Origin of the sequence: Streptomyces flaveolus, assembly GCF_044765825.1 — a bacterium.
Lineage (GTDB): Bacteria > Actinomycetota > Actinomycetes > Streptomycetales > Streptomycetaceae > Streptomyces > Streptomyces flaveolus.
In genome coordinates this window covers 39,889-65,408 of the sequence record NZ_JBIWKU010000020.1, presented here as the reverse complement: position 1 = coordinate 65,408, position 25,520 = coordinate 39,889, and the positions used below count along the sequence as shown (strand labels likewise).

Annotated in this window: 25 protein-coding genes; 16 read left to right on the top strand and 9 right to left on the bottom strand. The window is 71.0% G+C overall.

Features of this window, described 5'->3' with window-relative positions; all coding sequences use genetic code 11:
- Nucleotides 1-188 (bottom strand): alcohol dehydrogenase catalytic domain-containing protein (locus tag ACIRG6_RS37245; RefSeq protein ID WP_403326506.1); only part of this gene is annotated, 188 nt, incomplete at its 3' end.
- A gap of 370 nt (nucleotides 189-558) precedes the next feature.
- Here ACIRG6_RS37245 and uvrA point away from each other — a divergent pair.
- On the top strand, nucleotides 559-3,027 hold the full coding sequence (gene uvrA / locus ACIRG6_RS37240) for an excinuclease ABC subunit UvrA (RefSeq protein ID WP_403326503.1): 2,469 nt from the start codon (nucleotides 559-561) through the stop codon (nucleotides 3,025-3,027).
- Nucleotides 3,028-3,183: 156 nt separating this feature from the next.
- Here the strand turns inward: uvrA and ACIRG6_RS37235 are convergent, their stop codons facing one another.
- From ACIRG6_RS37235 to ACIRG6_RS37220, 4 genes are all read right to left on the bottom strand, one after another.
- Complete coding sequence (locus ACIRG6_RS37235) at nucleotides 3,184-3,750, bottom strand: type 1 glutamine amidotransferase domain-containing protein (RefSeq protein WP_364684145.1); 567 nt, start codon at nucleotides 3,748-3,750, stop codon at nucleotides 3,184-3,186.
- Nucleotides 3,751-3,809: 59 nt separating this feature from the next.
- Nucleotides 3,810-4,259, bottom strand: coding sequence for a DUF1931 family protein (locus ACIRG6_RS37230; RefSeq protein ID WP_364684143.1), 450 nt, complete (start codon nucleotides 4,257-4,259; stop codon nucleotides 3,810-3,812).
- 449 nt (nucleotides 4,260-4,708) lie between these two features.
- Nucleotides 4,709-5,554, bottom strand: a complete 846-nt coding sequence (locus tag ACIRG6_RS37225) for an aldo/keto reductase (protein ID WP_403326499.1) — start codon at nucleotides 5,552-5,554, stop codon at nucleotides 4,709-4,711.
- A gap of 102 nt (nucleotides 5,555-5,656) precedes the next feature.
- Nucleotides 5,657-6,982, bottom strand: a complete 1,326-nt coding sequence (locus ACIRG6_RS37220) for an MFS transporter (protein WP_364684139.1) — start codon at nucleotides 6,980-6,982, stop codon at nucleotides 5,657-5,659.
- Nucleotides 6,983-7,107: 125 nt separating this feature from the next.
- Here ACIRG6_RS37220 and ACIRG6_RS37215 point away from each other — a divergent pair, with 125 nt between their 5' ends.
- Nucleotides 7,108-7,998, top strand: a complete 891-nt coding sequence (locus tag ACIRG6_RS37215) for a LysR family transcriptional regulator (protein ID WP_364684137.1) — start codon at nucleotides 7,108-7,110, stop codon at nucleotides 7,996-7,998.
- Nucleotides 7,999-8,118: 120 nt separating this feature from the next.
- Here ACIRG6_RS37215 and ACIRG6_RS37210 read toward each other — a convergent pair whose 3' ends face one another.
- On the bottom strand, nucleotides 8,119-9,888 hold the full coding sequence (locus tag ACIRG6_RS37210) for a PucR family transcriptional regulator (protein WP_403326494.1): 1,770 nt from the start codon (nucleotides 9,886-9,888) through the stop codon (nucleotides 8,119-8,121).
- Between the two features lie 285 nt (nucleotides 9,889-10,173).
- On the opposite strand from ACIRG6_RS37210, the gene dnaK reads away from it, so the two are divergent.
- Genes dnaK through ACIRG6_RS37170 form a run of 8 tightly spaced genes read left to right on the top strand, consistent with a single transcriptional unit; the run spans nucleotide 10,174 to nucleotide 19,203 of the window.
- Complete coding sequence (dnaK, locus tag ACIRG6_RS37205) at nucleotides 10,174-12,075, top strand: molecular chaperone DnaK (protein WP_364684133.1); 1,902 nt, start codon at nucleotides 10,174-10,176, stop codon at nucleotides 12,073-12,075.
- A gap of 8 nt (nucleotides 12,076-12,083) precedes the next feature.
- Nucleotides 12,084-12,695 carry a nucleotide exchange factor GrpE gene (gene grpE, locus ACIRG6_RS37200; RefSeq protein ID WP_364684131.1) on the top strand — a complete coding sequence of 204 codons (612 nt, stop codon included), beginning with the start codon at nucleotides 12,084-12,086 and terminating at the stop codon, nucleotides 12,693-12,695.
- A gap of 6 nt (nucleotides 12,696-12,701) precedes the next feature.
- Nucleotides 12,702-13,643: a J domain-containing protein gene (locus ACIRG6_RS37195; RefSeq protein WP_364684129.1), complete on the top strand. Its 942-nt coding sequence runs from the start codon at nucleotides 12,702-12,704 to the stop codon at nucleotides 13,641-13,643.
- A complete protein-coding gene (locus ACIRG6_RS37190; RefSeq protein WP_364684127.1) occupies nucleotides 13,640-14,047 on the top strand; it encodes a chaperone modulator CbpM in 408 nt (135 codons plus the stop codon). The genes ACIRG6_RS37195 and ACIRG6_RS37190 overlap by 4 nt, the downstream gene beginning before the upstream one ends.
- Nucleotides 14,038-16,644, top strand: a complete 2,607-nt coding sequence (gene clpB, locus ACIRG6_RS37185) for an ATP-dependent chaperone ClpB (protein WP_403326489.1) — start codon at nucleotides 14,038-14,040, stop codon at nucleotides 16,642-16,644. Before ACIRG6_RS37190 ends, clpB begins: the two co-directional genes overlap by 10 nt.
- Before the next feature lie 29 nt (nucleotides 16,645-16,673).
- Nucleotides 16,674-17,120 (top strand): thioredoxin, encoded by a 447-nt coding sequence (gene trxA, locus ACIRG6_RS37180; RefSeq protein WP_364684123.1) that lies wholly within the window; start codon nucleotides 16,674-16,676, stop codon nucleotides 17,118-17,120.
- Nucleotides 17,121-17,125: 5 nt separating this feature from the next.
- Nucleotides 17,126-17,389 carry a UBP-type zinc finger domain-containing protein gene (locus ACIRG6_RS37175; RefSeq protein WP_364684121.1) on the top strand — a complete coding sequence of 88 codons (264 nt, stop codon included), beginning with the start codon at nucleotides 17,126-17,128 and terminating at the stop codon, nucleotides 17,387-17,389.
- Nucleotides 17,389-19,203: an FAD-dependent oxidoreductase gene (locus ACIRG6_RS37170; RefSeq protein ID WP_364684119.1), complete on the top strand. Its 1,815-nt coding sequence runs from the start codon at nucleotides 17,389-17,391 to the stop codon at nucleotides 19,201-19,203. Before ACIRG6_RS37175 ends, ACIRG6_RS37170 begins: the two co-directional genes overlap by 1 nt.
- Nucleotides 19,204-19,267: 64 nt before the next feature.
- Here ACIRG6_RS37170 and ACIRG6_RS37165 read toward each other — a convergent pair whose 3' ends face one another.
- From ACIRG6_RS37165 to ACIRG6_RS37155, 3 genes are all read right to left on the bottom strand, one after another.
- The gene (locus ACIRG6_RS37165) at nucleotides 19,268-19,393 is read right to left on the bottom strand and encodes a hypothetical protein (RefSeq protein ID WP_364684117.1); all 126 of its coding nucleotides are present in this window, start codon (nucleotides 19,391-19,393) and stop codon (nucleotides 19,268-19,270) included.
- A gap of 253 nt (nucleotides 19,394-19,646) precedes the next feature.
- On the bottom strand, nucleotides 19,647-20,474 hold the full coding sequence (locus tag ACIRG6_RS37160) for an NUDIX domain-containing protein (RefSeq protein ID WP_364684115.1): 828 nt from the start codon (nucleotides 20,472-20,474) through the stop codon (nucleotides 19,647-19,649).
- A gap of 690 nt (nucleotides 20,475-21,164) precedes the next feature.
- A complete protein-coding gene (locus ACIRG6_RS37155) occupies nucleotides 21,165-21,839 on the bottom strand; it encodes a TetR/AcrR family transcriptional regulator (RefSeq protein ID WP_364684113.1) in 675 nt (224 codons plus the stop codon).
- 423 nt (nucleotides 21,840-22,262) lie between these two features.
- Here ACIRG6_RS37155 and ACIRG6_RS37150 point away from each other — a divergent pair, with 423 nt between their 5' ends.
- The 6 genes from ACIRG6_RS37150 (at nucleotide 22,263) to ACIRG6_RS37125 (ending at nucleotide 25,372) form a co-directional block, all read left to right on the top strand.
- Nucleotides 22,263-23,189, top strand: coding sequence for an oxidoreductase (locus tag ACIRG6_RS37150; RefSeq protein ID WP_364684111.1), 927 nt, complete (start codon nucleotides 22,263-22,265; stop codon nucleotides 23,187-23,189).
- 139 nt (nucleotides 23,190-23,328) lie between these two features.
- Nucleotides 23,329-23,499: a hypothetical protein gene (locus ACIRG6_RS37145; protein ID WP_364684109.1), complete on the top strand. Its 171-nt coding sequence runs from the start codon at nucleotides 23,329-23,331 to the stop codon at nucleotides 23,497-23,499.
- Nucleotides 23,496-23,885: a transposase gene (locus tag ACIRG6_RS37140; RefSeq protein ID WP_364684151.1), complete on the top strand. Its 390-nt coding sequence runs from the start codon at nucleotides 23,496-23,498 to the stop codon at nucleotides 23,883-23,885. Before ACIRG6_RS37145 ends, ACIRG6_RS37140 begins: the two co-directional genes overlap by 4 nt.
- Nucleotides 23,886-23,927: 42 nt before the next feature.
- Nucleotides 23,928-24,347 (top strand): aspartate 1-decarboxylase, encoded by a 420-nt coding sequence (gene panD / locus ACIRG6_RS37135; RefSeq protein ID WP_364684107.1) that lies wholly within the window; start codon nucleotides 23,928-23,930, stop codon nucleotides 24,345-24,347.
- Between the two features lie 24 nt (nucleotides 24,348-24,371).
- Nucleotides 24,372-24,716 carry a GNAT family N-acetyltransferase gene (locus ACIRG6_RS37130; RefSeq protein WP_350720432.1) on the top strand — a complete coding sequence of 115 codons (345 nt, stop codon included), beginning with the start codon at nucleotides 24,372-24,374 and terminating at the stop codon, nucleotides 24,714-24,716.
- A gap of 5 nt (nucleotides 24,717-24,721) precedes the next feature.
- Nucleotides 24,722-25,372: an aspartate/glutamate racemase family protein gene (locus tag ACIRG6_RS37125; protein WP_364684104.1), complete on the top strand. Its 651-nt coding sequence runs from the start codon at nucleotides 24,722-24,724 to the stop codon at nucleotides 25,370-25,372.
- The last annotated feature ends 148 nt before the right edge of the window (nucleotides 25,373-25,520 follow it).

The following is a 25,520-nucleotide window of genomic DNA, read 5'->3' as shown; positions in this document are numbered from 1 at the left end:
CCCATGTTCTCGTGTCCCAGGGTGCGGCCGGACTCGAACGAGGTGCGGCCCTCGTACATGTGCAGGTCCGAACCGCAGATATTGGTGGTGGTGATTTTGACGATGATGTCGCAGGGGTGCTCGATCTTCGCGTCCGGTACGTCCTTCACCGTGACCGTTCGCGGTCCTTCGTATACCGCTGCTTTCATGATGACTTCCCTCGGTGTCGCGGCATGACCACGGCACGGCGGTGCTGGAGACGCCACGAAGAGCCTGACTCTCAAAAGTCGGAACGACGGGGGGCCTGGCTCCGGCAGGCCTCTGCGGGCCGTCCATCCGGATCAGATGGAACGGTGGTGCCGCCGCCGGCCCGCCCGGCGGAACCTCGGCGCTCCGGCGGCGTGCTGCCCGGGTCCCCGTCGGCCTCCGACGCGAAACAGCCACACAGCGACCGATCAGCGAAATCTCCGGATCCGGACGGCAACCGATCACCGACGAATCTCCGCGGGGACACGGTTCCCCTGGCTCGGTGACGGCGCCTGTCGCGCGGTTCCCGGTGCGATCAGGTAATCAGGAACGGTGAACAAGGACGCGACCGACCCCTTCGTGCATGTCCGGGGCGCCAGTGAGAACAACCTGCGGAACGTCGATGTCGACGTTCCGCGGGACGCGATGGTCGCCTTCACCGGCGTCTCCGGTTCGGGCAAGTCCTCGCTCGCGTTCGGCACGCTCTACGCGGAAGCCCAGCGCCGCTACTTCGAGTCCGTAGCACCGTACGCCCGAAGGCTGTTGCAACAGGTCGGCGCACCGCACGTGCAGGAAATCACCGGACTGCCACCCGCCGTGGCCCTGCAGCAGCGACGCGGGTCGCCCAGCTCGCGCTCGACGGTCGGCACCATCACCACGCTGTCCAATCTGCTGCGCATGCTGTACTCCCGCGCCGGCACCTATCCGCCCCGGGCCGCACGGCTGGAAGCCGAGTCGTTCTCACCCAACACCGCGGCCGGCGCCTGCCCGGAGTGCCACGGACTGGGCGTCGTGCACGACGTCGCCGAGGACCTGCTGGTCCCGGACCCCTCGCTGAGCATCCGCGAGGGGGCGATCGCGGCCTGGCCGGGCGCCTGGCAGGGCGCCAACCTGCGCAGCGTCGTGAACGGCCTGGGGATCGACATCGACCGACCGTGGCGCAGGCTCAGGAAGAAGGACCGGGACTGGCTCCTGTACACGGACGAGCAGCCCTCCGTGTACATCGAGCCGGAGGAGGACCGCGTCGACTACGGCTACCAGGGCAAGTTCTGGAGCGCCCGCAAACACGTCATGCACGTCCTCGCCGACTCCAGGAGCGAGAAGATGCGCGAACGGGCGCTCCGGTTCGTCAGGAGCGTGCCCTGCCCCGAGTGCCACGGCAGCGGCCTGCGGCCCGAGGCACTCGCCGTGACCTTCGCCGGACGTTCCATCGCCGAGATCAACGCGATGCCGCTCACCGACGTCGTGGCGCTGCTGCGGCCCGTCGCGGGGCGGTCCGAGGCCGACGCCACCACCTCGACCGCCCGATCCGGGGAGACGACCGAGGTCGCGGTCCGGATCTGCGGCGACCTGGTCGCGCGGGTCGACGTACTGATCGACCTGGGCCTCGGATATCTCGGCCTCGGCCGCCGCTCGACGACCCTGTCGCCCGGAGAGGCGCAGCGCCTGCGGATCGCCACCCAGCTGCGCTCCGGGCTGTTCGGCGTCGTCTACGTCCTCGACGAACCCTCCGCGGGCCTGCACCCGGCCGACGCGGAACCGCTGCTGGACGTGCTGGACCGCCTCAAGGCGGCGGGCAACTCGCTGTTCGTCGTGGAGCACGACATGGACGTCGTACGGCGGGCGGACTGGGTGGTCGACATCGGCCCCGGCGCGGGCGAGGGCGGCGGACGCGTGCTGTACAGCGGCCCGGTCGCGGGCCTTGAGCGGGTCGGGGAGTCGGCCACGAGCCAGTACCTGTTCGGGCGAGCCCAGCCGCTCGCTCACCGCCCGCGCACCCCGCACGGCTGGCTGCACCTGCGCGGCGTCTCCCGCCACAATCTGCACGACGTGTCCGTCGACGTACCGCTCTGCGTACTGACGGCGGTGACGGGCGTGTCCGGTTCCGGAAAGTCGACGCTGGTGACGCAGGTGCTCGCCGAGGTCGTCCGCGGCCACCTCGGACTCGTACCCGAGGAGCCCGACGAGGCGCAGCTCGAGGTCGACGTCCAGGACGCGTCGGGGGTCGAGTCGTTCGACCGGCTGGTCCGGGTCGACCAACGGCCCATCGGCCGGACTCCCCGGTCCAACCTGGCCACGTACACGGGGATGTTCGACGCGGTGCGCAAGCTGTACGCGGCGACGGACGAAGCCAGGACGCGCGGCTACTCGGCCGGGCGGTTCTCCTTCAACGTGCCCGAAGGGCGGTGCGAGACCTGCCAGGGCGAAGGATTCGTCGCGGTGGAACTGCTGTTCCTGCCCGGCACCTACGCGCCGTGCCCCACCTGCCACGGTGCCCGGTACAACGCCGAGACACTGGAAATCACCTACCGCGGCAAGAACATCGCGGAAGTACTGGCGCTGTCCGTCGACGTCGCCGCCAAGTTCCTGTCCGCCGTCCCGGCCGCCTCCCGCAGTCTGGAGACGTTGCGCGAGGTGGGACTGGGGTACCTGCGGCTGGGCCAGCCCGCGACGGAACTCAGCGGTGGTGAGGCGCAACGCATCAAACTGGCCACCGAGTTGCAGCGAGCCCGCCGCGGGCACGCGCTCTACCTGCTCGACGAGCCGACGGCGGGGCTGCACCCCTCGGACATCGCGCTGCTGCTGCGACAGCTGCACCGGCTCGTCGACGCCGGCAACACGGTCGTCCTCGTCGAGCACGACCTGGACACGATCGCCATCGCCGACTGGGTCATCGACCTCGGGCCGGGCGGCGGCGACGCGGGCGGGCGGGTGGTCGCGGCGGGCCCGCCGGCCAAGGTGGCGAGGGCCCGCCGCAGCGCCACCGCGCCCTATCTCGCGGCTCGGCTCGCGCCCGCCTGACGACGGCGCGAGCGGCTGAGCACCCGTCAGTCCCTCGCGCCGCAGGGTCGCGCGCGTCGCCGTGCGTGCCGGCCTTCGACGCGACGGTGCGACGCCACGGACCGGTAGCCGTACGGAGGAGACCGCCCCGGCTGATCGGCCCGTGGGGTGGCAGGGTCAGCCGGGCACGGGGTGCTGCGCCTGGGCAAACTGTTCCACGACGGCGGCGCAGAAGGCGGGCAGGTCGGCCGGGCCGCGGCTGGTGACCAGCTGCCCGTCGACGACCACCTCCTGATCGGCGACGACCTCCGCGCCGGCGTTGCGCAGGTCGGTGCGGATGCTGGGCCAGGATGTCAGGCGGCGGCCGCGCACGGCGTCGGCTTCCGCCAGGGTCCACGGGCCGTGGCAGATCGATGCGACCGGTTTCCCGCCGGCCATGAAGTCCTTGACGAACTGCACCGCGTCGCGGTCCATCCGCAGCTGGTCAGGGTTCATGGTTCCGCCGGGCAGGAGCAGCGCGTGGTAGTCGTCGACGGAGGCGTCGGCGACCAGGCGGTCCACGGCGAAGGTTCCGGCCGCGTTGAGGTCGAACTGGCGGGCCTGGATCTCGCCGGGATGGAGCGAGACGATCTCGGTCTTCGCCCCAGCGCCCTGCAGCGCACCGCGCGGTTGGTCGAGTTCCACGCGCTCGACACCGTCGGTGGCCAGAATCCCCACCCGCATCCCCCGGAGTTCCTGTGCCATGGTTCGGCTCCCTTCACGAGTCGCTGGTCAGTCCGGCGGCATGCACCAGGGCGCGACTGCTACAGCAGCCGGTCGAACACCGCGGTCACGCCCTCCCAGTGACTGGTCTGCGGGTTCTTGACATCCGGATACATGATTCTGAACGTCTCGGCGAGGGCGACGCTGAGACCGCCGATGATCTCGGGGTAGCGCTCTTCGGTCTCCTGGGTGGGCGTCCTGTCGAGGGGAGGATGCGCGGCGAGCTGTTCCAGGATCGGCTTCAGCTCGACCTCCTCGTCGAGTCGCCGGAACCGGTGGATGCTCTCCTGGAGACCCTTGGTGATCGGTAGATCCCACGGTTCGACGACATCCCTGCCGTTGGCCTTGGCCGACGCCTGGCCGACGACCAGGAGGTCGTAGAGCTTGGCGTCGACGAAGTCGCCGTACCGCTTCAGGTCGTTCCTGTCCACGTCGAGGCTCGCGGCGGCGCGGAAGAACCTCTCGAACTTCGACACACCCATCACGGTCATGCCTCTCGCCTCCTCACCGGGAACGGACGGCATCGTTCGCTCCCGCCCGCGCGCCATCGGCTGCTACCCGGTCGAGATTCGCAGAACCCCCCTGCTGGGCGCCTCCGCACCCCAGGCCGAAAAAGGGCGTCACCTCTTCCCCTGGCAGAGCAGCATGAAGTGCCCAGGCATCCCTCGGCCGGCCGGCCGTACGGCCGGCCGTCCGTCCGCAGGAGGCCGCACGGCGTTGCAACGCCTCGAACGCGAATTGCCGACCGGACGACACGACCGACTCGGGGCCGGTCACGGCGCCGCGGGCGGCCCGCACGACGTTCAGCCGCTCGAGGTCGATCACGACAGGATGGCGCGCCCCCGGCTCGTCGTCGGAAGGGGGGTTCGCTGCGCACCCGTCGACCAGCCTCGCCGCACTGTGTGCAGCGGCCGATGCGGGCGCCGACGGCCGGACTCCCTCAGAGCATCTCCAGGGGCGTGGGCCCGCTGGGCGGCGGGAACGCCGCGTCGAGCGCGTCGAGCGCCTCGGTGGGAAGGCGGAGGTCCGCCGCGCTGCCGTTCTCGCGAACGTGGTCGGGTGATCCGGAACGCGGGATCGCGGCCACCCCCTGTTCCAGCACCCAGGCGAGTGCCACCTGGGTCGGCGTGGCTCCGAGGGCCCGGGCCACGGCACCCAGCGCCTCGACCTTCAGCAGCCGCCCCTGCTCGATCGGGGAGTAGGCCATGTCCGCCACCCCGGCCTCGCGGCACCAGGGGAGCAGATCCCACTCGATGCCGCGCCGGGAGAGGTTGTACAGCACCTGGTCGACGGCCACGGCGTCGCCACCGGGGAGGGCGGTCAGCTCTGCCATGTCGGCGACGTCCAGGTTGCTCACGCCCCAGTAACGGATCTTCTCCGCATCCAACAGGTCGGTGAATCCCGCAAGGGTCTCCTCGAGCGGCCGGCGTCCCCGCCAGTGCAGCAGGTAGAGGTCCAGCCGTTCCGCACGGAGCCGCCGCAGACTGGCCTCGCAGGCGGCGACGGTACCCTTCCGGTCGGCGTGGCCTGGCAGCACCTTGCTGACGAGGAAGACCTCCTCCCGGCGTCCCCGGAGGGCCTCCCCGACGAGCTCCTCGGCTGCGCCGCCGCCGTACATCTCCGCCGTGTCGACGACGGTCATGCCCAGGTCCACGCCCAGCCGCAGCGCGGCGATCTCCTGTTCACGCCGGGCCGGGTCCTCGCCCAGGTACCAGGTGCCCTGCCCGAGCGCCGCGATCTCCTCACCGGAGGGGAGCGCGATCGTTCTGGCCGATTCCGCAGACATCTCGGGCCTCCCGTCCGTCGCGGATCCGTGTCACGCGCACCCGCACCGAGTGCCCAGGCCCGCGCCTCCCAGACAACCGGTGTCGCATGCGTCGCAGGGAGGTCAGGAGGGGCGAGCGGACTGTGCCGAGAGCGCGCCGGGACCGGGTGCGCGGTCGCGCAACGCGACGGCGACCGACACGACGGCACCGCAGGAGAGGACCGCCGCGAAGCCGATCATCGCGTTCTGCACGGCGAAATGCCGCAGGGCGATGCTGAACAGGACGGACGGCAGGCCCATTCCGAGGTACGCGACGACGAAGAACATGGAGAGGACCCCCGCGCGTGAGGCGGGCTCGGCCACGGAAACGGCACGTTCGACGCCGCCCTTGAACAGCAGGCCGGCGCCGGCTCCCGACAGGGACACGGCGACCAGGTAGAGCCAGAGCGCCGGGTGGTAGAGGGCGACGGCGCACAGGACCAGGCCGACCGGGAAGACCACTGCCCCCACGGTCAGGACCCGGAACAGCGGGAGGCGTCCCAGCACCAGCTGGGCGGCCGCCGCGGAACCGAACATGAGGAAGGCCGCCAGGCCGACCACGAGGTGCGAGTCGGTGTGCAGGGTGCCGTGGAGCACGCTCGCCCCGAGGGAGGAGATCAGGCCGAGGATCGCGAAGGCGAACGCGCCCAGCGCACCGGCCGCGCCGAACGTCCGCCGGCCGCCGGGGCGCAGGACGAACCTGCTGGGCGGTACGGCCGCGGGCAGCTCCCGGTCCACGGTCTCCGGGGTGCACAGCACCAGCGCCAGGCAGACCGCCATGGCGAGCGTGAAGATCACCTGGGTGGTGATCAGGGGCGCGGGCAGCCACTCGGCGGCGGCTCCGGCGACCAGGGGCCCTGAGGCCAGGCCGCCGAGGTTGGCGGCGGTGGCCACGATGCCGGGCAGCACCGAACCCGTCCGCTGCGGACGGGCCTCGTGGTGGAGGTCGTGCAGGTACGTCGTCGCGGTCGAGGCCATCAGCCCCAGTCCGACACCGTTCAGGATCCTGCCCGCGATCAGCCCCGGCAGGTCCCGCCACACGATCAGTACGACCGACGCGACGATGCCGACCAGCAGCGCCGGGACGATGATGCGCCGCCGGCCGAGCCGGTCCGACAGGTGGCCCAGTCCGAGGAAGGCGGCCGCTGCGCCCACGACCATCGAGGCGTACGCCACCGTGACCGTGGTCGCGCCGAAGTGGTCCCGGGCCTCGTACAGCGGCCACAGCGGGGTGGGCGCGGTGCCGAAGGCCATCAGCACGGTGAAGGCCACCGCCACGAACCAGAAGCCGGTCGCGTGCGGGTCACGGCGCCGGACGCGGGCGCGGGGCGGGCGGTCGGCAGGAGCGGGTGCTGGAATCCGGTGGGTCGTGTCGCCGGGAGCGTCGGCTGCGGGACGGCTCAGCGGCATCGGAACGGCAGGCAGGGGTATCTCCTCGGGCGGAAGTGGATGGCGCTTTCCATCCTCCTCACCTGCCGGGATCAATGCCAACGAATGTTTTTGCTGGGCTCGAGCAATGCGAGTGATACTTCGGTGTGGAGCTACGTCAGCTGGAGCACTTCATCGCGGTCGCCGAGGAGCTGAGTTTCACGCGTGCCGCCCGTCGGCTGCACGTCGTGCAATCGGGGGTGTCCGCCGCGATCCGCTCCCTGGAGCGCGAGCTCGGCTGCGCGCTGTTCGAGCGTACGTCGCAGCAGGTCCGTCTCACCGGGGCGGGCGCGGCGCTGCTGCCGGAGGCCCGGGCCACCCTGCACGCCGCCCAGGCGGCCCAGGACGCCGTGCGCGCCGCACAGGACACGCTGCGCGGCACGGTGAACGTGGGTGCCATGGCCTCGGTCGAGGTGGTGGACCTGCCGGCGCTCCTCGGGCAGCTCCACGCGCGGCATCCGGCGATCGACGTCCGGCTGCGGCTGGCGACGACCGGCTCGGCGGGACTGGCGCACGCGCTGCTCAGCGGGGACCTGGACGTGGCCTTCCTGTCGCTGCCCGAGCACAAGCCCGCCGGGATCGACGCACGGGAGCTGGCCACCGTGCCGCTCGTCCTGGTGGTGAGCGTCGCCCATCCGCTCGCGCAGCGAGGGGAGGTGGCACTTGCGGATCTCGCGGGGGAGCCCTTCGTGGACTTCCCGCCGGGCTACGGCAACCGCGAGGTGGTCGACCGGGCGTTCGCGGCGGCGGGCGTCGCACGCCGGGTGGCACTGGAAGTGCCCGACATCGACATGGGGGCGGCACTGGTCCGGCACGGTCTGGGCATCGCCTTCCTGCCCGCGTTCGCCGTAGCCCGAACCCCCGGCCTGCACGTCCTGGACGTCCACGGCACCAGGCTCCGCTGGAGCATGCATCTCGGCACGTCGTCGACCCGGCGGCCCAGCTCGGCCCTGCGGGCGCTGCTCGACCTGGTCGACCTCCACGTCATCGCCCTGTGACGCCCGGCCACCGCGCCCGCCTCGCTCCGGCCGCGACATCTGCCGCCGCATCCGCTGACGCGCTGCCGCCGTCCACGGGCGGCGTCGGACACCTTCTTCCGGGCCACTCGCCCTGAGGCATCAGCCGGGTCCGCCCAGCATGATCTTCCACACTCGGGTCGCCACCTGGAGGTTCAGCCGGTCCTCGACGTTCGCGAGGTCGTTGCCGCTGATGTCGCGGATGCGCTGGAGCCGATAGCGCAGCGTGCTGCGGTGGATCGCGAGGGATTCCGCGGTCTCGTCGTAGTTGCCGCCGCAGTCGAAGTACCGGGACAGGGTCTCCACCATGGTCGCGTGGTGTAGGGAGTCGTAGTCGATGAGCTGCCCGAGCCACTCCTGGACGAACGTCTCCAGCTCCCGGTCATCGTTGCCGGGTCCCAGGATGCGGTAGAGGCCGAGCTCGTCGAAGAACGTCGTGCCGTAGCGCTCGCGGGAGCGGCGGCGCACTTCCAGGGCGCGCCTCGCCTCCTGGTAGTGGCGAGGGATGTCGTCCACGGAGTCGCAAGGGGAGCTCACCCCGATCGTCCCGGACCGTGTCCCGGTCTCCCGGGCGAGCGCCTCGTACAACGCGCGGGCGTGCGGCCTGCCATCGGCGACGAGGACGACGTGCTCGGAACGGCGGGTCAGCAGCGAGTGCATCCCCACGGCGGCGGCCGCCCGGCCCACGGCCTGCGCGAAGGAATCGTCCGCAGTCCGGTTCGACCACTGCACCACGACGATGTAGTGGCTGCGGTGCAGGTCGTGTCCGACTGCCTCGGACCGGGCGTAGGCACTCGCCTCGGCCGTCCCGGCCAGGAGGTCGTCGACCAGATCGCGGTGCAGCCTCAGCTCCACTTCGGCCAGATCGCGCAGGTGCGCCAGCTCCAGGGCGAGCGACGTGGCGGCGTGTCCGAGCGCGAGTACGGTGTGCTCGTCGGCCTCGTCACGGACATCGACCAGAGCCAGTACGCCCAGGATCTCGCCGTGCGGACGGACCAGGGTGACCAGCCGGTCCTTTATCCGCACCGGCCCGGCCTCCCGGGCGACGGCGTGCAGCATTTCGTCCTGGCGCACGGGGTCCGGTTCGGGATAGGGGTCGGGGCGGCTGGGGCCGGTCCAGGACCTCAGCCGACCGAAGCGGTCCTCGACCAGCGCGGGAAGTCCGGTGAGCCTGTGCAGTGCACGGGTGACGGCTTCCTCGCCGTCGCTGGAGGCAGCGACGTCGGCCATGAGCGCGTGAACGGCCCGCTGGTACCCCAGCTCGGCCACGACGGAGATCAGCTGCTGCTGGAGGGCGGTGCGTTCGTCCCTCAGCCGGTGCAGCTCCAGCGCGTCCTCGCGTCGGCGGCGGTGTGCGAAGGCGACGGACAGTGCAGCAGCGGTGTGCCCGACGAGCGTGGCGAGCAGGGACCGCTCGGCCTCGGTGGGCCGGGAGCGGGACGTCACCACGAGGTAGCCGTGGAGTCCTTCGAGTCCGCGCAGGCCCAGGGCCCGGCCCCAGGACCTGCCGGGTACGGTCACGGGGCCGTCCTGCCCGGCCAGCTCCCGCACCCTCCGGCCCACGGCCGAGGCATGCATCTGTCCGTTCCTCGGGCTGGGGACCAGGTCGCCGTCCACCGTGAGGTATCCGGCCTCGGCGCTGTAGGGCCCGGCGGCGGCTATGTGGTCCATGGCCAGGCGCAGGATCTCGCCTTCGTCCGGGGTGTCGAACAGGGCGCGGGAGAGCACCGTCAGGTCGCGGAGGGCATGGTCGGCCGGGGTGCGGGGCCCTCTGTGCGCGGCCGCGGGATGCCGCCCGGCGCTGCCCCGTGGAAGGCTGCCCTTCCGGTTGGAGTAGCGGCGGTACAGGCTGTGCGCCCGACTGCGGGCCATGGGATCGCTCCGTTCTCCCCGCGCCTTCACGGGGGCGAGCGGTGATTCGCGTACCCGCTCTCGGGCCGGCCTACCCGGAGCGCGGATTGTTTCTCTCGTACTCGTGGGGCGACCGGACCCGTGCATTCCTGACTCGCCAGGCGCAGGCGTGGAGCCACCCGGTTCGTCACGCTGAGGAGTGCTCGGCACCCTCCGTGCCGCACCGGTGGGGAGCCGGCGGAGGTCCCACCTGAACGAACGTGATCCGGAGAGTCGACGCGGGCGCCGTACCGGGAGGAGTTCCTCATGGCCAAGGCAGTGGGCATCGACCTGGGCACCACCAACTCGGTGATCGCCGTGTGGGAGGGCGGCGAGCCGGCCGTCGTGCCCAACAGCGAGGGCAACCGCACGACACCGTCCGTGGTGGCCTTCACCGACACCGGGGAACGTCTGGTGGGCCAACTGGCTCGACGTCAGGCGATCCTCAACCCCAAGGGCACCATCTACTCGGCCAAGCGGTTCATCGGCCGGCACTTCGACGAGATCTCCGACGAGGCCAGGGCGGTGGCCTACGACGTCGTCGAGGGCGACGGCGGGGCGGCTCGCTTCAAGGTGCGGGACAAGCTCTATGCGCCTGAGGAGATCAGCGCACAGGTGCTGCGCAAACTCGCCGACGACGCCTCCAAGCAGCTCGGGGAGCGGGTCACGGAGGCGGTCATCACGGTGCCCGCCTACTTCAACGACGCTCAGCGCACCGCCACCAAGGACGCCGGACGGATCGCGGGACTGGAGGTGCTGCGGATCATCAACGAGCCGACGGCAGCCGCCCTCGCGTACGGCATGGACAAGAAGGAGCACGAGACCGTCCTCGTCTTCGACCTGGGCGGCGGCACCTTCGACGTGAGCATCCTCGACGTCGGCGACGGCGTGGTGGAGGTGCGCTCCACCGCCGGCGACAGCCACCTGGGCGGCGACGACTTCGACCGGCGTCTGGTGGATCACCTCGCGGACGACTTCCAGAAGGCGAACGGCATCGACCTGCGCAAGGACCCGCAGGCGCTGCAACGACTGTTCGAGGCGGCGGAGAAGGCCAAGACCGAGCTCAGTTCAGTGACACAGACGCAGGTCAGCCTGCCGTTCATCACCGCCGACGCCTCGGGCCCCAAGCACCTCACCGACTCGATCATGCGGTCCACGTTCGAGCAGATCAACAGCGACCTGGTGGAGCGCTGCCTGGGACCCGTCGAGCAGGCAATGGCCGACGCCAAGGTCGGCGAGAGCGACATCGACGAGGTCATCCTCGTGGGCGGTTCCACACGTATTCCGGCAGTCCAGGCCCTGGTCCGCCGGCTGACCGGCGGCAAGGAACCCAACATGAGTGTCAACCCCGACGAGGTCGTGGCCCTGGGCGCCGCGATCCAGGCCGGGGTGCTCAAGGGCGAGGTCAAGGACGTCCTGCTGCTCGACGTCACCCCCTTGTCGCTGGGCGTGGAGACGCGCGGCGGAGTGATGACAAAGATCATCGAGCGGAACACCACCATCCCGGTGCGCCGCAGCGAGACCTTCTCCACCGCCGAGGACAACCAGCCGGCCGTCGATGTGGTGGTCCTCCAGGGCGAGCGCGAGCGGGCCGCCGACAACCGGGTGCTGGGCCGGTTCCAGCTCACCGACATCAGGCCCGCGCCGCGGGGTGAACCGCAGATCGAGGTCACCTTCGACATCGACGCCAACGGCATCCTCAACGTCAAGGCCCGCGACCGGGACACCGGCAAGGAACAGGGCATCACCATCAGCGAGAGCTCCAACCTGGACCGCGGTGAGGTCGAACGCATGGTCCAGGAGGCCGAGCGCAACCGGGGCGAGGACCAGGCACTCCGCGACGCCGTCGACGCCCGCAACGAACTCGACGCCGTCGCGTACCAGGTCGAGAAGCGTCTCACCGAACTGGGCGACGCGGCGCCCGCGCACGAGAAGGCACGCGCAGAGATGCTCGTGTCCGACGCCCGGGCGGCGATCAAGGAAGAAGCAGGCGTGGAGCGCGTGCGGCCCCTGACCTCCGAACTCCAGCAGGCGTTCGCCGGGCTGGCGGCTCATCAGGGCACCGCCACCGCGGATGGCGGCCCCGTCCGGAATGCCGCCACCGATGGTCCCACGAGTGGCGGTGACGGTGACGACGACGTCATCGACGCCGAGTTCGACAAGGACTGAGGCGCGTCATGCCCAGCCACCCCCACGAAGCCGACCGGGCCGCCTCGGATCCGGTCGAACCGGCCCCGGAAGGCGCCGTACGCCCCCCTCGCGGGGATGTGCCGCAACCGGGCCCGCCGTCCCGGCCCGAACCGGCGGACGGCGAACCGGGACCCGATGCCGCCGGCCCCACGCCTGCCGAGGACGCGTACACGACCGCTGTCCGGGAACTGGAGGACCGCTGGCGGCGCGCACTCGCCGACCTCGACAACCTTCGCAAGCGTCACGCCAGGGAACTGGAGCGCGAACGGGCCGCCGAGCGGTCCCGCACGGCGGCCGCCTTCCTGCCCGTCCTCGACAACCTCGAACTCGCCCTGACCCACGCCGGCGCCGATCCGGGCGCGATCGTGGAGGGCATCCGGGCCGTACGCGACCAGGCGGTGAACGTCCTCGATCTGCTCGGCTACCCGCGGCATGCGGAGACCGGCGTCCCCTTCGACCCGGCCCGGCACGAGGTGGTCGGCGTCGTCCAGGACCCCGATGCCCCACCGGGCACGGTCGTCGAGGTGCTGCGCCCCGGCTACGGGGACGGCGAGCGGCAGCTCAGGCCCGCCGCCGTGACCGTCGCGAAGCGGGAGTGACCGGTCATGGCGCGGGACTTCTACGAGGTGCTGGGCGTGTCGCGGACCGCAGGCCAGGACGAGATCCAGCAGGCCTATCGCAAACTCGCCCGCAGGTACCACCCCGACGTCAACAAGGACCCCGGGGCGGAGGAGCGGTTCAAGGACCTCAACGAGGCGTACAGCGTCCTGTCCGATCCCCAGACCCGAGCCCGCTACGACCGCTTCGGCGAGGATTTCCGCAAGATCCCGGAGGACTACGACGAACGGGTCGCGGCGGGAGCGGGTGGCGGCTTCCGCGGTCGGAGGACCGCAGGCGGTGGCGGACCTCGCGTCCGGTACGCCGGCGGCTTCGGCGCGGAGGACATCGACATCGAGGACCTGCTCGGCTCCATGTTCGGAGCCGGCGCCGCCCGAGGCGGCGTCCCCGGAGCGGACCAGGAGGCCGAACTGCCGCTCACCGTCGAGGAGGCGTACCGAGGCGGCCGCCACACCGTCACGCTCGCCGGTCCCGCCGGGCAGCCGCGGCAGTACGAGGTCGACGTGCCGCGGGGCGTCACCGACGGGCAGCGCATCCGACTGGCGGGTGAGGGCGGACAGGGCAGCGGTGACGCCGCCCCCGGCGACCTGTACCTGCGGGTGCGTATCCAGCCCCACCCAAGGTTCCGGCTGGACGGTCGCGACGTGCACATCCAGGTTCCGGTCGCTCCCTGGGAGGCGGCCCTGGGTGCCACCGTGCCGGTACCCACGCCCGGCGGCGGCACGGCCAAGGTCACGGTGCCCGCGGGTTCGTCCAGCGGCCGACGGCTGCGGCTGCGCGGCGAGGGCATGCCGAACCCGCGCGGCGCGAACGGTGACCTGTACGCCGAACTCCGCATCATGGTGCCGCCCACCCTCGGCGACCGGGAGCGCGAACTGTTCGAGGAGCTCGCCGCCACTTCCTCGTTCGACCCCAGGAGGATGCGATGAACGACCGACCCGCGGGAGCGGCAGGCATCGGCCGGGCCGGTGCGGGCGGCCGTCCGGTACGAACGGGCGCCGACATCACCGCCTCGACGGCTGTCCGGTACGCGCTCGTGCCCGCCCCCAGGCTCTCCCTCGACGCCGTGGCCCGTCGCTCGGGCCTCCATCCTGACCTGATCCGGCGGTTCGTCGCCCTCGGCCTGGTCGACGCCGAGCGCGACGACGCGGGACGCCTGGTGTTCGACCGCACGGCCCCGGCGGTCCTCGCCCGCATCCAGCGGCTGCGCACCGGACTCTGCCTCAACTACGCATCCATCGGCCTGGTGCTCGACCTGCTCGACCGCATCAGCCTGCTCGAAGCCGCCCTGCGCGGCCGCGGCACGAGGAGTGAAACACCCCCATGGACATGAACCGTCTCACCCAGAAGTCCCAGGAAGCCCTCCAGGAGGCCCAGACGGCGGCCGTCAGCATGGGGCACACCGAGGTCGACGGTGAACACCTGCTGCTCGCTCTCCTCGATCAGGAGGACGGTCTGATCCCGCGGTTGGTGCAGCAGGCCGGCACCGAGCCGAAGGAACTGCGCGCTGCCGTGCGCGAGGAACTCTCCCGTCGGCCCAAGGTGACCGGCCCGGGTGCGGCGCCGGGCCAGGTGTTCGTCACCCAGCGCCTGTCCCGGCTGCTGGACGCGGCCGAGCGGGAGGCCAAACGCCTCAAGGACGAGTACGTGTCCGTGGAGCACCTCCTGCTCGCCCTGGCCGAGGAGGGCTCGGCGACCGCCGCCGGACGCCTGCTCAAGGAGCACGGCATCACCCGGGACTCGTTCTTGAGCGCACTGACCCAGGTCCGCGGCAACCAGCGGGTCACCTCCGCCAACCCCGAAGTGGCCTACGAGGCTCTGGAGAAGTACGGCCGCGACCTGGTCCTCGAGGCGCGGTCCGGACGGCTGGACCCGGTCATCGGCCGTGACGCGGAGATCCGCCGCGTCACCCAGATCCTCAGCCGCAAGACCAAGAACAACCCCGTCCTCATCGGCGACCCCGGCGTCGGCAAGACCGCCATCGTCGAGGGCCTGGCCCAGCGCATCGTCCGCGGCGACGTCCCCGAGGGCCTGCGCGACAAGACGGTGTTCGCCCTCGACATGGGCTCCCTGGTCGCCGGCGCCAAGTACCGCGGCGAGTTCGAGGAACGCCTCAAGGCCGTGCTGTCCGAGGTGAAGGCCGCCCAGGGGCGCATCCTGCTCTTCGTCGACGAACTCCACACCGTCGTAGGAGCGGGTGCCGCCGAAGGGGCCATGGACGCGGGCAACATGCTCAAGCCCATGCTGGCCCGCGGCGAACTCCACATGATCGGCGCCACGACCCTCGACGAGTACCGCAAGCACATCGAGAAGGACGCCGCCCTCGAACGCCGCTTCCAGCAGGTCCTGGTCGACGAGCCGAGCGTGGAGGACGCCATCTCCATCCTGCGCGGACTGCGTGAACGCCTCGAGGTCTTCCACGGCGTGAAGATCCAGGACACCGCGCTGGTCTCCGCGGCAACCCTCAGCCACCGCTACATCACCGACAGGTTCCTGCCCGACAAGGCCATCGACCTCGTCGACGAGGCCTGTGCCCGGCTGCGTACCGAGATCGACTCCATGCCCGCCGAACTCGACGAGATCACCCGTCGCGTCACCCGCCTGGAGATCGAGGAAGCCGCCCTGTCCAAGGAGACCGACCCCGCCAGCAAGACCCGGCTGGAGGAGCTGCGCAAGGAACTGGCCGACCTGCGCGGCGAGGCCGACGCCAAGCACGCCCAGTGGGAGGCCGAACGGCAGGCGATCCGCCGCGTGCAGGAACTGCGCCAGGAACTGGAGCAGGTCCGCCACGAGGCGGAGGAGGCCGAACGCGCCTACGACCTCAACCGCGCCGCCGAACTCCGCTACGGCCGCCTCCAGGACCTGGAACGCCGACTCGCCGCGGAGGAGGAGCAACTGGCCGCCAAACAAGGGCAGAACCGGCTGCTGCGCGAGGTCGTCACCGAGGAGGAGATCGCCGAGATCGTCGCCGCCTGGACCGGCGTCCCCGTCGCCCGCCTCCAGGAGGGAGAACGCGAGAAACTGCTGCGCCTCGACGAGATCCTGCGAGAGCGCGTCATCGGCCAGGACGAGGCCGTCAAGCTCGTCGCCGACGCCGTCATCCGCGCCCGCTCCGGCATCCGCGACCCTCGCCGCCCCATCGGCTCGTTCATCTTCCTCGGCCCCACCGGCGTCGGGAAGACCGAGCTGGCCAAGACCCTCGCCCGGGCCCTGTTCGACTCCGAGGAGAACATGGTCCGCCTCGACATGAGTGAGTACCAGGAGCGGCACACCGTCAGCCGGCTCATGGGCGCACCGCCCGGATACGTCGGCTACGAGGAAGGCGGCCAGCTCACCGAGGCCGTACGCCGCAAGCCGTACTCGGTCGTGCTGTTCGACGAGATCGAGAAGGCGCACACCGATGTCTTCAACACCCTGCTGCAGATCCTCGACGACGGCCGCATCACCGATGCCCAGGGCCGCACCGTCGACTTCCGCAACACCGTGATCATCATGACGTCCAACATCGGCTCCGAGCACCTCCTCGACGGCGTCACCGCCGAGGGAGAGATCAAACCCGACGCCCGCGCCCTGGTCATGGGTGAGCTGCGCGGGCACTTCCGCCCGGAGTTCCTCAACCGCGTCGACGACATTGTGCTGTTCAAGCCGCTCGGTGAGCGGCAGATCGAGCGGATCGTGGAGCTGCAGTTCGAGGAGCTGCGGCAGCGGCTCGCCGAACGCCGCATCACCGTCGAACTCACCGACGCGGCACGCGAACTGATCGCGCATCAGGGCTACGACCCGGTGTACGGGGCCCGGCCGCTGCGCCGCTACATCTCCCACGAGGTCGAGACGCTGGTCGGGCGCGCCCTGCTGCGCGGCGACGTCCAGGACGGCGCCACGGTCCGCGTCGACGCCCAGGCCGGAGAGCTGGTGGTCACCTACGACTAGCCCGAGGACGAGAAGGGAGCACGGGCGGCATGAGCACGATGCAGGCGGCGACCGTCAGTTGCCCGAACTGCCGGCGCACCAACCGGGTGCCGGCGGCCGCGGAGGGCCGCCCCAAGTGCGGCCACTGCAAGCAGCCCCTGCCGTGGATGGTGGACGCGGGCGACGACGACTTCACCGAGGTCGCCGAGCGGGCCGACGTCCCCGTCGTGGTCGACCTGTGGGCCACCTGGTGCGGCCCCTGCCGCATGGTCAGCCCCGCGCTGGAGAAGGTGGCCACCGATCTGGCCGGGCGAATCAAACTCGTCAAGGTCGACGTCGACGAGAACCCGCGACTGTCGCAGCGTTTCGAGGTCCAGGCGGTGCCGACACTGCTCGTCCTCGACAAGGGGGAGACCATCGCCCGGCAGGCGGGGGCGGCGCCCGCCCCCGCTCTGCGCCAGTGGGTGGAACAGTCGATCACGGCCCGGGAAGGGTGATCCGGATGACCCTGCACACAGACCCCCACCTCGCGCTTGTCCAGCCGGTCCAGCCGCTGACCCCGGAAGGGTGTCAGGAGTGTCTGCTGCTCGGCTCCCCGTGGGTCCATCTGAGGCTCTGCCTGACCTGTGGGCACGTCGGCTGCTGCGACTCCTCGCCGAACAAGCACGCGCGCAGGCACGCCGCCGCCGACGCCCACCCGATCGTGCAGTCGTTCCAGCCCGGCGAGGACTGGCGCTGGTGCTTCGTCCACGAGGCGTTCGTCTGATGTCCGCCGACCAGTCGCTGCCGGGCGGGGAACCGGTGCCGGAGAAAGCGGACGAGGCCGCCTTCTGGGAGACCCCGGACATCTACGGCGCGTACCCGCGCCTCACGGAGGACCAGACAGCACGTCTGGCGGAGCACGGGCAACGCCGGAGCATGGCTCCGAACGACGTGCTGATCCGGGAGGGGGAGCGCTGCGAGGCGTTCTTCGTCGTCCTCAGCGGTTCCGTCGCCGTCGTCGAGGACTACGGCACTCCCGAGGAGCACGTGCTGCGCGTGCACGGCCCCGGTCGCTTCATCGGCGAACTCGGGCTGCTGCACGGACAGGTGGCCTTCTACACCGCTGTCGCCCGAGAGCCGGGCGAGGTCCTCGTCGTCTCCTTGGAGCAGCTGCGCCACCTGGTGTCCCAGGACTCCACCATCGGGGACGTCGTGCTGCGCGCCTGTCTGGGCCGTCGCGCACTGCTCGTCGGACAGGGCGCCGGCTTCCGCATCATCGGCTCGCGCTACTCGCCCGACACCAGGCGGCTGCGCGAGTTCGCCGTCCGCAACCGGCTGCCGCACCGCTGGATCGATCTGGAGACCGACGAGGAGGCCGAGGACCTGCTGCGCCGCTTCGGCGTCGGCCCGGCGGAGACACCACTCGTCATCTGGCGGGACACCACCCTGTTGCGCAACCCCAGCAACGCGGAACTGGCCCGGCTCATCGGTCTGCCGTCACTGCCCGCCGGAAACCGTCACGGCGACGTCCTGATCGTCGGCTCCGGGCCCGCCGGCCTCGCTGCCGCGGTGTACGCCGCCTCCGAGGGCCTGAGCACCACCGTGGTGGAGGCGATGGCCACCGGCGGTCAGGCCGGCACGTCGTCCCGCATCGAGAATCTGCTCGGCTTCCCCTCCGGCATCTCCGGCGCCGAACTCACCGAACGCGCCGTGTTCCAGGCCGACAAGTTCGGCGCCAGGATCAGCATTCCGGCGGAGGCGACCGGTCTTCATCCCAAGGACGAGGACCACTTCGTGGTGGCGTTCGCCGACGGCAGCGAGATCGCCGCCCGCGCCGTCGTCCTGGCCATGGGTGCCCGCTACCGCCGGCTCCAGGTGCCCGGCATCGAACGCCTGGAGGGAACGAGCGTCCACTACTCGGCGACCGTCTACGAGGCCCAGCAGTGCCGCACCGACCCGGTGGCCGTCGTCGGCGGAGGCAACTCGGCGGGCCAGGCGGTGCTGTTCCTCGCCGGGTACACGCCGAAGGTGCACCTGCTGGTCCGCGGACCCAGCCTTGAGGCCAACATGTCCCGCTACCTGATCGACCAGGTCGAGCGCCATCCGCGGGTGGAGATCATGCTGCACACCGAGGTCACCGAGGTCATCGGCCAGGAGGTGCTGGAGGAGCTCGACGTGGTCGACAACCGCACGGGCGGGCACCGCCGACTCGCGGTACGGGGCCTGTTCGTCTTCACCGGTGCCGAACCCCACACCGAGTGGCTCGCCGGCAGCATCGCCCTCGACTCCCGCGGCTTCGTCCTCACCGGGCCGGAGGCCCAGGAAGCCTGCGCCCACCCCGAGGTGTGGCACGGCCTCGGGCGCTCGTGCATGACCCTGGAGACCAGCCTGCCCGGGGTCTTCGCGGCAGGGGACGTCCGCAGCGGCTCGGTGAAGCGGGTGGCCTCGGCGGCCGGTGAGGGCGCGATGGCCATCCACTTCGTGCACCGGCATCTGGGGCACTCGGCCGCACCCGGCACCACGGGCACGTCCGCTGCCGCGGGCGGCTCGGACATCGCCCCACACATGCGTCACAAGAAGTCCCCATGGCTCGCATGACCCGTGCGACGGGCCGGTGCGAGTCCTCGAACATGAGGCCGCTCGGTGCAGCAACGTCGGCTGGTCACGGTGCCGCTGGATCGTCGAGGGTCAGGCCGGTGCCGGCCATGAGGCCGTTGAGGGTGTCCGGCCCGTACTGGAGGCGCTTGGGCTGGTCGTCTACGAGTGCTTCGAGCCGGACGAGGACCACGGCGAGGTCGGCCCGCCCCGATGTCGCCCTACTTGTCAGCGTCTGTCTTGCGCCCCTCAGTCACTGCGGAGGCGATCACTGCCACGAGGTTGTCGGTGCAGCAATCGGACTCTTTCGTCGCCACCTCAACGCCGCATCCGCCGCGGACGAGGTGGGGTCCGTCAAGGCCGGGGATCCGGTGCGGGCGGCGAGCCTCTGCTGCGGCCGTTCGGGAGAGACGGGTGTCCCTGCTCGCCAGGTGGGCGTACTGAGGTCAGGTGTGCGTGTTGAGGTAGCCGGGGCCCTCGCCGCGACGGGCTCGCTCGACGGCGTCGAGCCGGGCGAAGGCCCGTGTCGCCATCAGCTCCTGCCATGTGGCGAGGTCGTGGACGGCCCACATGTCGTGCTCGGCGGGATCGAGTCGGATCCGGTCGAGCTGGTCCGCGGTCAACTGCCCTCCGTCGAAGACGAGACCCACCTTGTTCAGTGGCGTGCCGGGCCCGGCGTGCACGAAGTGCGTCAGCAACAGCCGCGGCGCGTCCGGGCCGAGTTCCAGGCCGGTCTCCTCGACCGCTTCGCGGCGGGCGGTCTGCAGCGGGTCCTCTCCTTGGGCGTCCAGGTTTCCGCCCGGGAACTGCCAGAGTCGCGATCCGTACACCGAGCGCAGCTGGATCGGCCTGTCGTGCTCGTCTCGGATGTACAAGCACCCGTACACCGTGTGGTGGGGGACGGTCTGTGCGTAGTGCGTGGGCGTCATCGGCATGGGGCGGCCTGGGCGGGCCGGTCGGTGGTCGAATTCGAGGGCGAGGACGCCGAGGGCTTCCTTGGCCGGCGGGTAGATGCTCCGGAGGTTGGCGAGCAGTTCTCCGGGTGGTCCGTCCGGGGCGATGCGGGCGGGGTCCTCCGAGCTGAGCAGGTCCTCGAAGGAGGGGTACGGGGTGATCCGCTGCACGATGACGTCGAGTTCCCTGCCGGTGTCGCGGTCGTGGAAGACGACTGTGTCGCCGGCTGCGACGGCGCGCTTTCGTGGGGTGGCCACCCTCACTTCGATCGTCTTGCGGCCTGCCTCCACTTGGCGGTAGTACCGCGGGAGCAGGTGCATGTGGTGCTCTCGTGGCCCACCTCCTGTCGCCGGACTCGGGACGGCTGAGATCGCCTGTTGAATGTCGTCAGGCACGCAATGCCTCCGATCGATGTTCTGGCTGGGTCCTTATCGGCTGGGGACGCTCTTGGTTGCTCCGTGACGGAGTCAGGGAGTCGAACACAAAGGGCGCGAAGGCGGAGTCGGGGTGACGCAGTCCTCGCGCTGGTGGGTGGGCTCGCCGTCTGGTGGTCGGGCGGTTGGGTCCCGCGGGAGCCGGCCGCGGCCTTGGGCGGGTTCCCGGCTCCACCGTTGTCCCGTTCGACGGACGCCAGTGTGTTCCCCCTCGTGGACGTGATGGAGGTGTCGCTGTGTCCAACGACGCCGCACCGGTTTCGCACGCCTACGCTTTCGGACGGGTTGCGCACCATTGGGTTGAGCGGACTTTCGAGGTGTGCGGTGCACCGCCCTTGCCGTGCGAGCACACCTCCAGTGATGTATTGGCCGACACTCAGGCGTTCACGTTCCGACCGGAGCGGGGCTGGTTCGCCAGCGGGCCAGGGTCCGTCTTCCCACAGGTCTCGCCCGGAGCAGGAACGAGGTGAGAGAGGCCGCTGCTTCGTCGGAGGTGGCGGTCTTGTCGTACCTGGTCGCCCCGCGCCACCGCGCGCCGGCCACTGCGGCCGGCCCGCGGCTACTGCATGGACGGGCTCAGGCGGAGGCGCGGGCGATGGTGCCCGCGGTGAGCGTGGCCAGCATCTCCTGCAGGGCAGTTACGAAGTCCAGCTTGAACGCGGTGAGTGAGGGGTCGGCTTCGTAGGCGGCGAGCATCGCCGGGGAGGGCCGGGCATGTGTCCACACGGCGCCGGCGGCCATGATCATGGCTGCGGTCAACTGCGGTGCGCTGTCGCCCAGCTCAGGAAGGTGCTGGTGGGCCAACGCCGCGATGTCGGCGACGTTGGCCACGGCCGCGCGCTTGTAGCGGGCGGCCACCTGCGGGGAGACGTTGTGTTCCAGTACGCCCGCCTGCGCGCTCAGCAGGTCGCACAGGACCCGGCGCTGGGCAAGGGAGGCCGCGATGACGGCGGCGAACTGCTCACCACGCCGGCTCACCGGAGCGTCCTGGTCCATGCCTGCGTGCACAAGGGCAGGCAAGTCGGCCACCCACTGCCGCCAGGCACGGTCGAGCAGCTCCAGCAGGATCGCCTCACGCGATTCGAAGTAGCGCAGCACATTGGACTTCGCCAGCCCGACGCGGCGGCTCAGCTCATTAAGGCTGATCTCGCCGATGGGCATCTCCTCGAGCATGGCGGCGGCGGTGTCGAGGATGGCCTGGCGCCGTACCTCACGCTGCTCCTCACTGCGCGCGCGCTGGAAGTTCGTCATGCCCCCAGGTTACAGACTGCCGGTCTTTTGACATCAGACCGGTGGTCTTCTATGTTGGGATCGCAGTCGAACAGACCACCGGTCTGAAAGGGGGGGGCGGGTCTGGGCTGCGCACGAAGAGCGACGCCTTTCCCTGCGAAGTCGTCAACGGGGACTGTCTCGACGTTGTCGACCAACTTCGTGCAGCCGCACATCACGTGACACGGCGCCAGCCTGGGAGAACGCCGAGGCGCCTGCGCCAATGGGAAGTTCATGGCGGCTCAGTCCCGCGCGCGTTCAGCGGCATGCGCCTGGACATCATCCAGGTCGTCACCGAAGCCGCTTCGCCGAGGACATCATCGGCATGCTCTTCCGACTCGCCATCACGAAACTGCCGAGCGCCGCACCGAGCACGAATCAACGAATCCGAGGAGCGTGACAACGGTGAACCACTGGACTCCCGACGACATCCCCGATCAGACCGGCCGCACGGCGCTGATCACCGGCGGGAACGGCGGGATCGGACTCGAGACCGCCCGCGCGCTCGCCCGGCACGGGGCCCGCGTCATCCTGGCCGGCCGCAGCCAGACCAAGCTGGACCAGGCCGCGGAGGCCATACGCGCCGCGACCCCCGAGGCCCGGACGGACACTCTCGTGCTCGACCTCTCCGACCTCTCCTCCGTCCGCGACGCTGCGGCCCGAATCGCCGAGACCGAGACGGTCGACCTGCTCTTCAACAACGCCGGCGTGATGAACCTGCCCGAGCGGCGGACCACCCACGACGGCCTCGAGATGACGGTCGGCACCAATCACCTCGGCCACTTCGCCTTCAACGCCCAGGTCTGGCCCGCCGTGCGCCGCTCGTCCGCACCGCGTGTGGTCACCGTCAGCGCCATCGCGGCGCGGTGGCCGATGGGCAAGCTGGACGACCTGATGAGCGAGAAGAGCTACCGCGCCATGGGCGCCTACGCCAAGTCCAAGCGCGCCAACATCGTCTACACCCTCGAACTCGCGCGCCGCACTGCAAGCAGCCCCGTCGAGGCGCTCGCCGTCCACCCGGGGTCGGCGATGACCGGTCTGCAGCAGCACGGCACCGGCACCTTGAGCCGCATGGTCACCCCGATCGCCGCACGCCTGCTCATGGGCTCGGCCGAGGGTGCGGCCTGGCCCTCCCTGTACGCGGCGACCAGCCCGCACGTCCGGTCGGGCCGGTTCATCGGCCCCGCCGGACGGGACCAGACCTCCGGCACCCCCAAGCCCGTCAAGCTCCCCACAGGCGCCGACGACCCCGCGGAGGGCAGACGGCTGTGGACGGCGAGCGAGCAGCTCACAGGTGTCCCCTTCGACCTCGAAGCCGGGGCCGCCCTCTAGAGTCCCTCTTCACAGGTCGCCAGATGGCGGACCATGGTGGCGTGGTGCGTCGTCATGAACTCACCCATGAGGATCGGGAGTTAATCGCCCCGCTCATTCCACGGGACGCGACGGGTCGGCCTCGGGTGGTGGACCGCCGATGGCCTACAAGATGCGGACCGGGCTCTCCTGGCGTGACCTGCCGGGGCCCTGCATCGCCTCCACCATCGTCCGCGCCCACCAGCACGCCACCGCCACCGGCCGAAGAGGGGGACGGAGCGGCCGGACGAACCGGACGATGACGCCCTCGGCCGGTTCCGAGGCGGACTGACCACGAAGGGCCACCTCGCCTGCGACGGCCCGGGCCGGCCGCCGGCCCTCCTGCTCACGGCCGGCCGGCGTCACCGCGGCGTCTGCGCCCGTCCGCTGCTTGAGCGCATCCGGGTGCCGCGTGCGGGGCGATGCCGACCGCGCTGCCGCCCGGACCACGTGATCGCGGACAAGGCGTACGCCTCCCGCGGGTTCCGCTCCTACCTGCGCAAACGCGGCATCGGGCACGCCATCCCACAGTATTCCGTACGCGCTCCTGCTCAACGGCTTCGCGGCAGCATGATTCGCGTAGAACGCGCAGATGAGAAGCCTGTTCGCCACGGCGCCCGATGTTGTGAAAGGTGTTCGAGTCGAAGGCGGCCGATGTACAGTGAGAAACGCCCCTGACCTGCAGGAAGCTGGCGGGGAGCCGTCTTCTAGGAGTCCAAAGTGCTGCGTACTTTGTTCAAGTCCAAGATCCACCGCGCCACCGTCACCCAGGCCGACCTGCACTACGTGGGATCCGTGACGATCGACGCCGACCTGCTGGACGCCGCCGATCTGCTGCCCGGCGAGCTCGTGCACATCGTGGACATCACCAACGGTGCCCGGCTGGAGACGTACGTCATCGAGGGCGAGCGCGGCTCCGGCGTGATCGGGATCAACGGGGCCGCCGCCCATCTCGTGCACCCCGGCGACCTGGTGATCATCATCAGCTACGCTCAGGTCACCGACGCCGAGGCGCGGTCGCTGAAGCCGAGAGTCGTGCACGTGGACGGCGACAACCGCATCGTCAAGCTCGGTGCGGACCCGTCCGAACCGGTGCCGGGATCGGACCAGCAGCGCAGTCCCCAGGCCGTGTCGGCCTGACCCCTTCGTACGAGGAGCGTGCCCGTGAGCGACATCGAGATCCGTGACGACCGGGCGGCGGGCCGCCTGGAGGCCAGGGGCGACGGCGAGGTGGTCGGCCACATCGAGTACTTCGTCCTGGAAGCCCCCGAGCGCGCCCTCGTCCCCGTGCACACCATCGTCGAGCCGGCCCACGAGGGCAAGGGCATCGCGGGCTCGCTGGCACGCGAGCTCTACACCATGGCGCGGGGCGAGGGCATCCCCGTCGCCCCGCTGTGCCCGTACGTCGTCAAGTGGGCCGAGCGGCACCCGGACGAGGCCCCCGCCGCCGACCCCGAGCTGCTGCGCGCGGCGAAGGAATGGCTCGTGGCCCACCCCGGCCGGTTCTGACCGGCATGCTGGCCCTGCTGCACACCTCACCCGTCCACGTGCCGGTCTTCGACGCCCTGCGCGACGAGGCTCACCCCGGCCTGGAACTGCGGCACCACGTCGATGCCGGGCTGCTGGACCGGGCCCGGCGCGAGGGGCCGCAGGCGGTGCGGGCCGGCGTACTGGCCGCGCTGCGGCAGGCCGTCGCCGACGGCGCGCGAGCCGTGCTGTGCACCTGCTCGACCATCGGCGGTGTCGCCGAGGAGGGCGCCGGCAGTGTCGGGGTGCCCGTGCTGCGGGTCGACCGGCCGATGGCCGCCGCGGCGGTGGCCGCCGGCCCGCGCGTCGTCGTCCTCGCCGCCGTGGAGAGCACGCTCGCGCCGACTCGGGCACTCGTCGCCGATGAGGCCCGGCGCGCCGGGCGCCCCGTCGAGGTGCGGACGGGTCTGGTCGACGGTGCCTGGCCGTACTTCGAGGCCGGGGACACCGACCGCTACGCACGTCTGGTGGCCGAGGCGGCCGACGCGGTCACCGACGCCGACGCGATCGTCCTGGCCCAGGCGTCCATGGCGCCCGCCGGGCGGTTGACGCGTACCCGGATTCCGGTACTGGCCAGTCCCGCGCCGGGCCTGGCCGCCGGGGCGGACGCCGTACGGGACGGCCGGCCGGCGGTCTGAGGAGCTGCGGACCTCCTCGGCCACTTGGGCCCTGCCCTTCATGCGGGGGAGTGAGTGGGGACACCGCGGTCGGGTAGGCGGGGGACAAGTCCAGAGCCGCTCTCGACCGACTGGCCGGAGGACCCCGCCATGACGAACCCGTATCCGG

Excerpts from the sequence above, each read along its gene's own strand:
- trxA (WP_364684123.1), top strand. The coding sequence starts at position 16,674 with ATGAGCACGATGCAGGCGGCGACCGTCAGTTGCCCGAACTGCCGGCGC.
- ACIRG6_RS37235 (WP_364684145.1), bottom strand. The coding sequence starts at position 3,750 with ATGGCACAGGAACTCCGGGGGATGCGGGTGGGGATTCTGGCCACCGAC.
- ACIRG6_RS37125 (WP_364684104.1), top strand. The coding sequence starts at position 24,722 with ATGCTGGCCCTGCTGCACACCTCACCCGTCCACGTGCCGGTCTTCGAC.
- clpB (WP_403326489.1), top strand. The coding sequence starts at position 14,038 with ATGGACATGAACCGTCTCACCCAGAAGTCCCAGGAAGCCCTCCAGGAG.
- ACIRG6_RS37160 (WP_364684115.1), bottom strand. The coding sequence starts at position 20,474 with ATGCACCTGCTCCCGCGGTACTACCGCCAAGTGGAGGCAGGCCGCAAG.
- ACIRG6_RS37230 (WP_364684143.1), bottom strand. The coding sequence starts at position 4,259 with ATGACCGTGATGGGTGTGTCGAAGTTCGAGAGGTTCTTCCGCGCCGCC.
- ACIRG6_RS37225 (WP_403326499.1), bottom strand. The coding sequence starts at position 5,554 with ATGTCTGCGGAATCGGCCAGAACGATCGCGCTCCCCTCCGGTGAGGAG.
- ACIRG6_RS37195 (WP_364684129.1), top strand. The coding sequence starts at position 12,702 with ATGGCGCGGGACTTCTACGAGGTGCTGGGCGTGTCGCGGACCGCAGGC.
- ACIRG6_RS37220 (WP_364684139.1), bottom strand. The coding sequence starts at position 6,982 with ATGCCGCTGAGCCGTCCCGCAGCCGACGCTCCCGGCGACACGACCCAC.
- ACIRG6_RS37210 (WP_403326494.1), bottom strand. The coding sequence starts at position 9,888 with ATGGCCCGCAGTCGGGCGCACAGCCTGTACCGCCGCTACTCCAACCGG.
- ACIRG6_RS37175 (WP_364684121.1), top strand. The coding sequence starts at position 17,126 with ATGACCCTGCACACAGACCCCCACCTCGCGCTTGTCCAGCCGGTCCAG.
- grpE (WP_364684131.1), top strand. The coding sequence starts at position 12,084 with ATGCCCAGCCACCCCCACGAAGCCGACCGGGCCGCCTCGGATCCGGTC.
- ACIRG6_RS37170 (WP_364684119.1), top strand. The coding sequence starts at position 17,389 with ATGTCCGCCGACCAGTCGCTGCCGGGCGGGGAACCGGTGCCGGAGAAA.
- ACIRG6_RS37155 (WP_364684113.1), bottom strand. The coding sequence starts at position 21,839 with ATGACGAACTTCCAGCGCGCGCGCAGTGAGGAGCAGCGTGAGGTACGG.
- dnaK (WP_364684133.1), top strand. The coding sequence starts at position 10,174 with ATGGCCAAGGCAGTGGGCATCGACCTGGGCACCACCAACTCGGTGATC.
- ACIRG6_RS37190 (WP_364684127.1), top strand. The coding sequence starts at position 13,640 with ATGAACGACCGACCCGCGGGAGCGGCAGGCATCGGCCGGGCCGGTGCG.
- ACIRG6_RS37145 (WP_364684109.1), top strand. The coding sequence starts at position 23,329 with ATGGCCTACAAGATGCGGACCGGGCTCTCCTGGCGTGACCTGCCGGGG.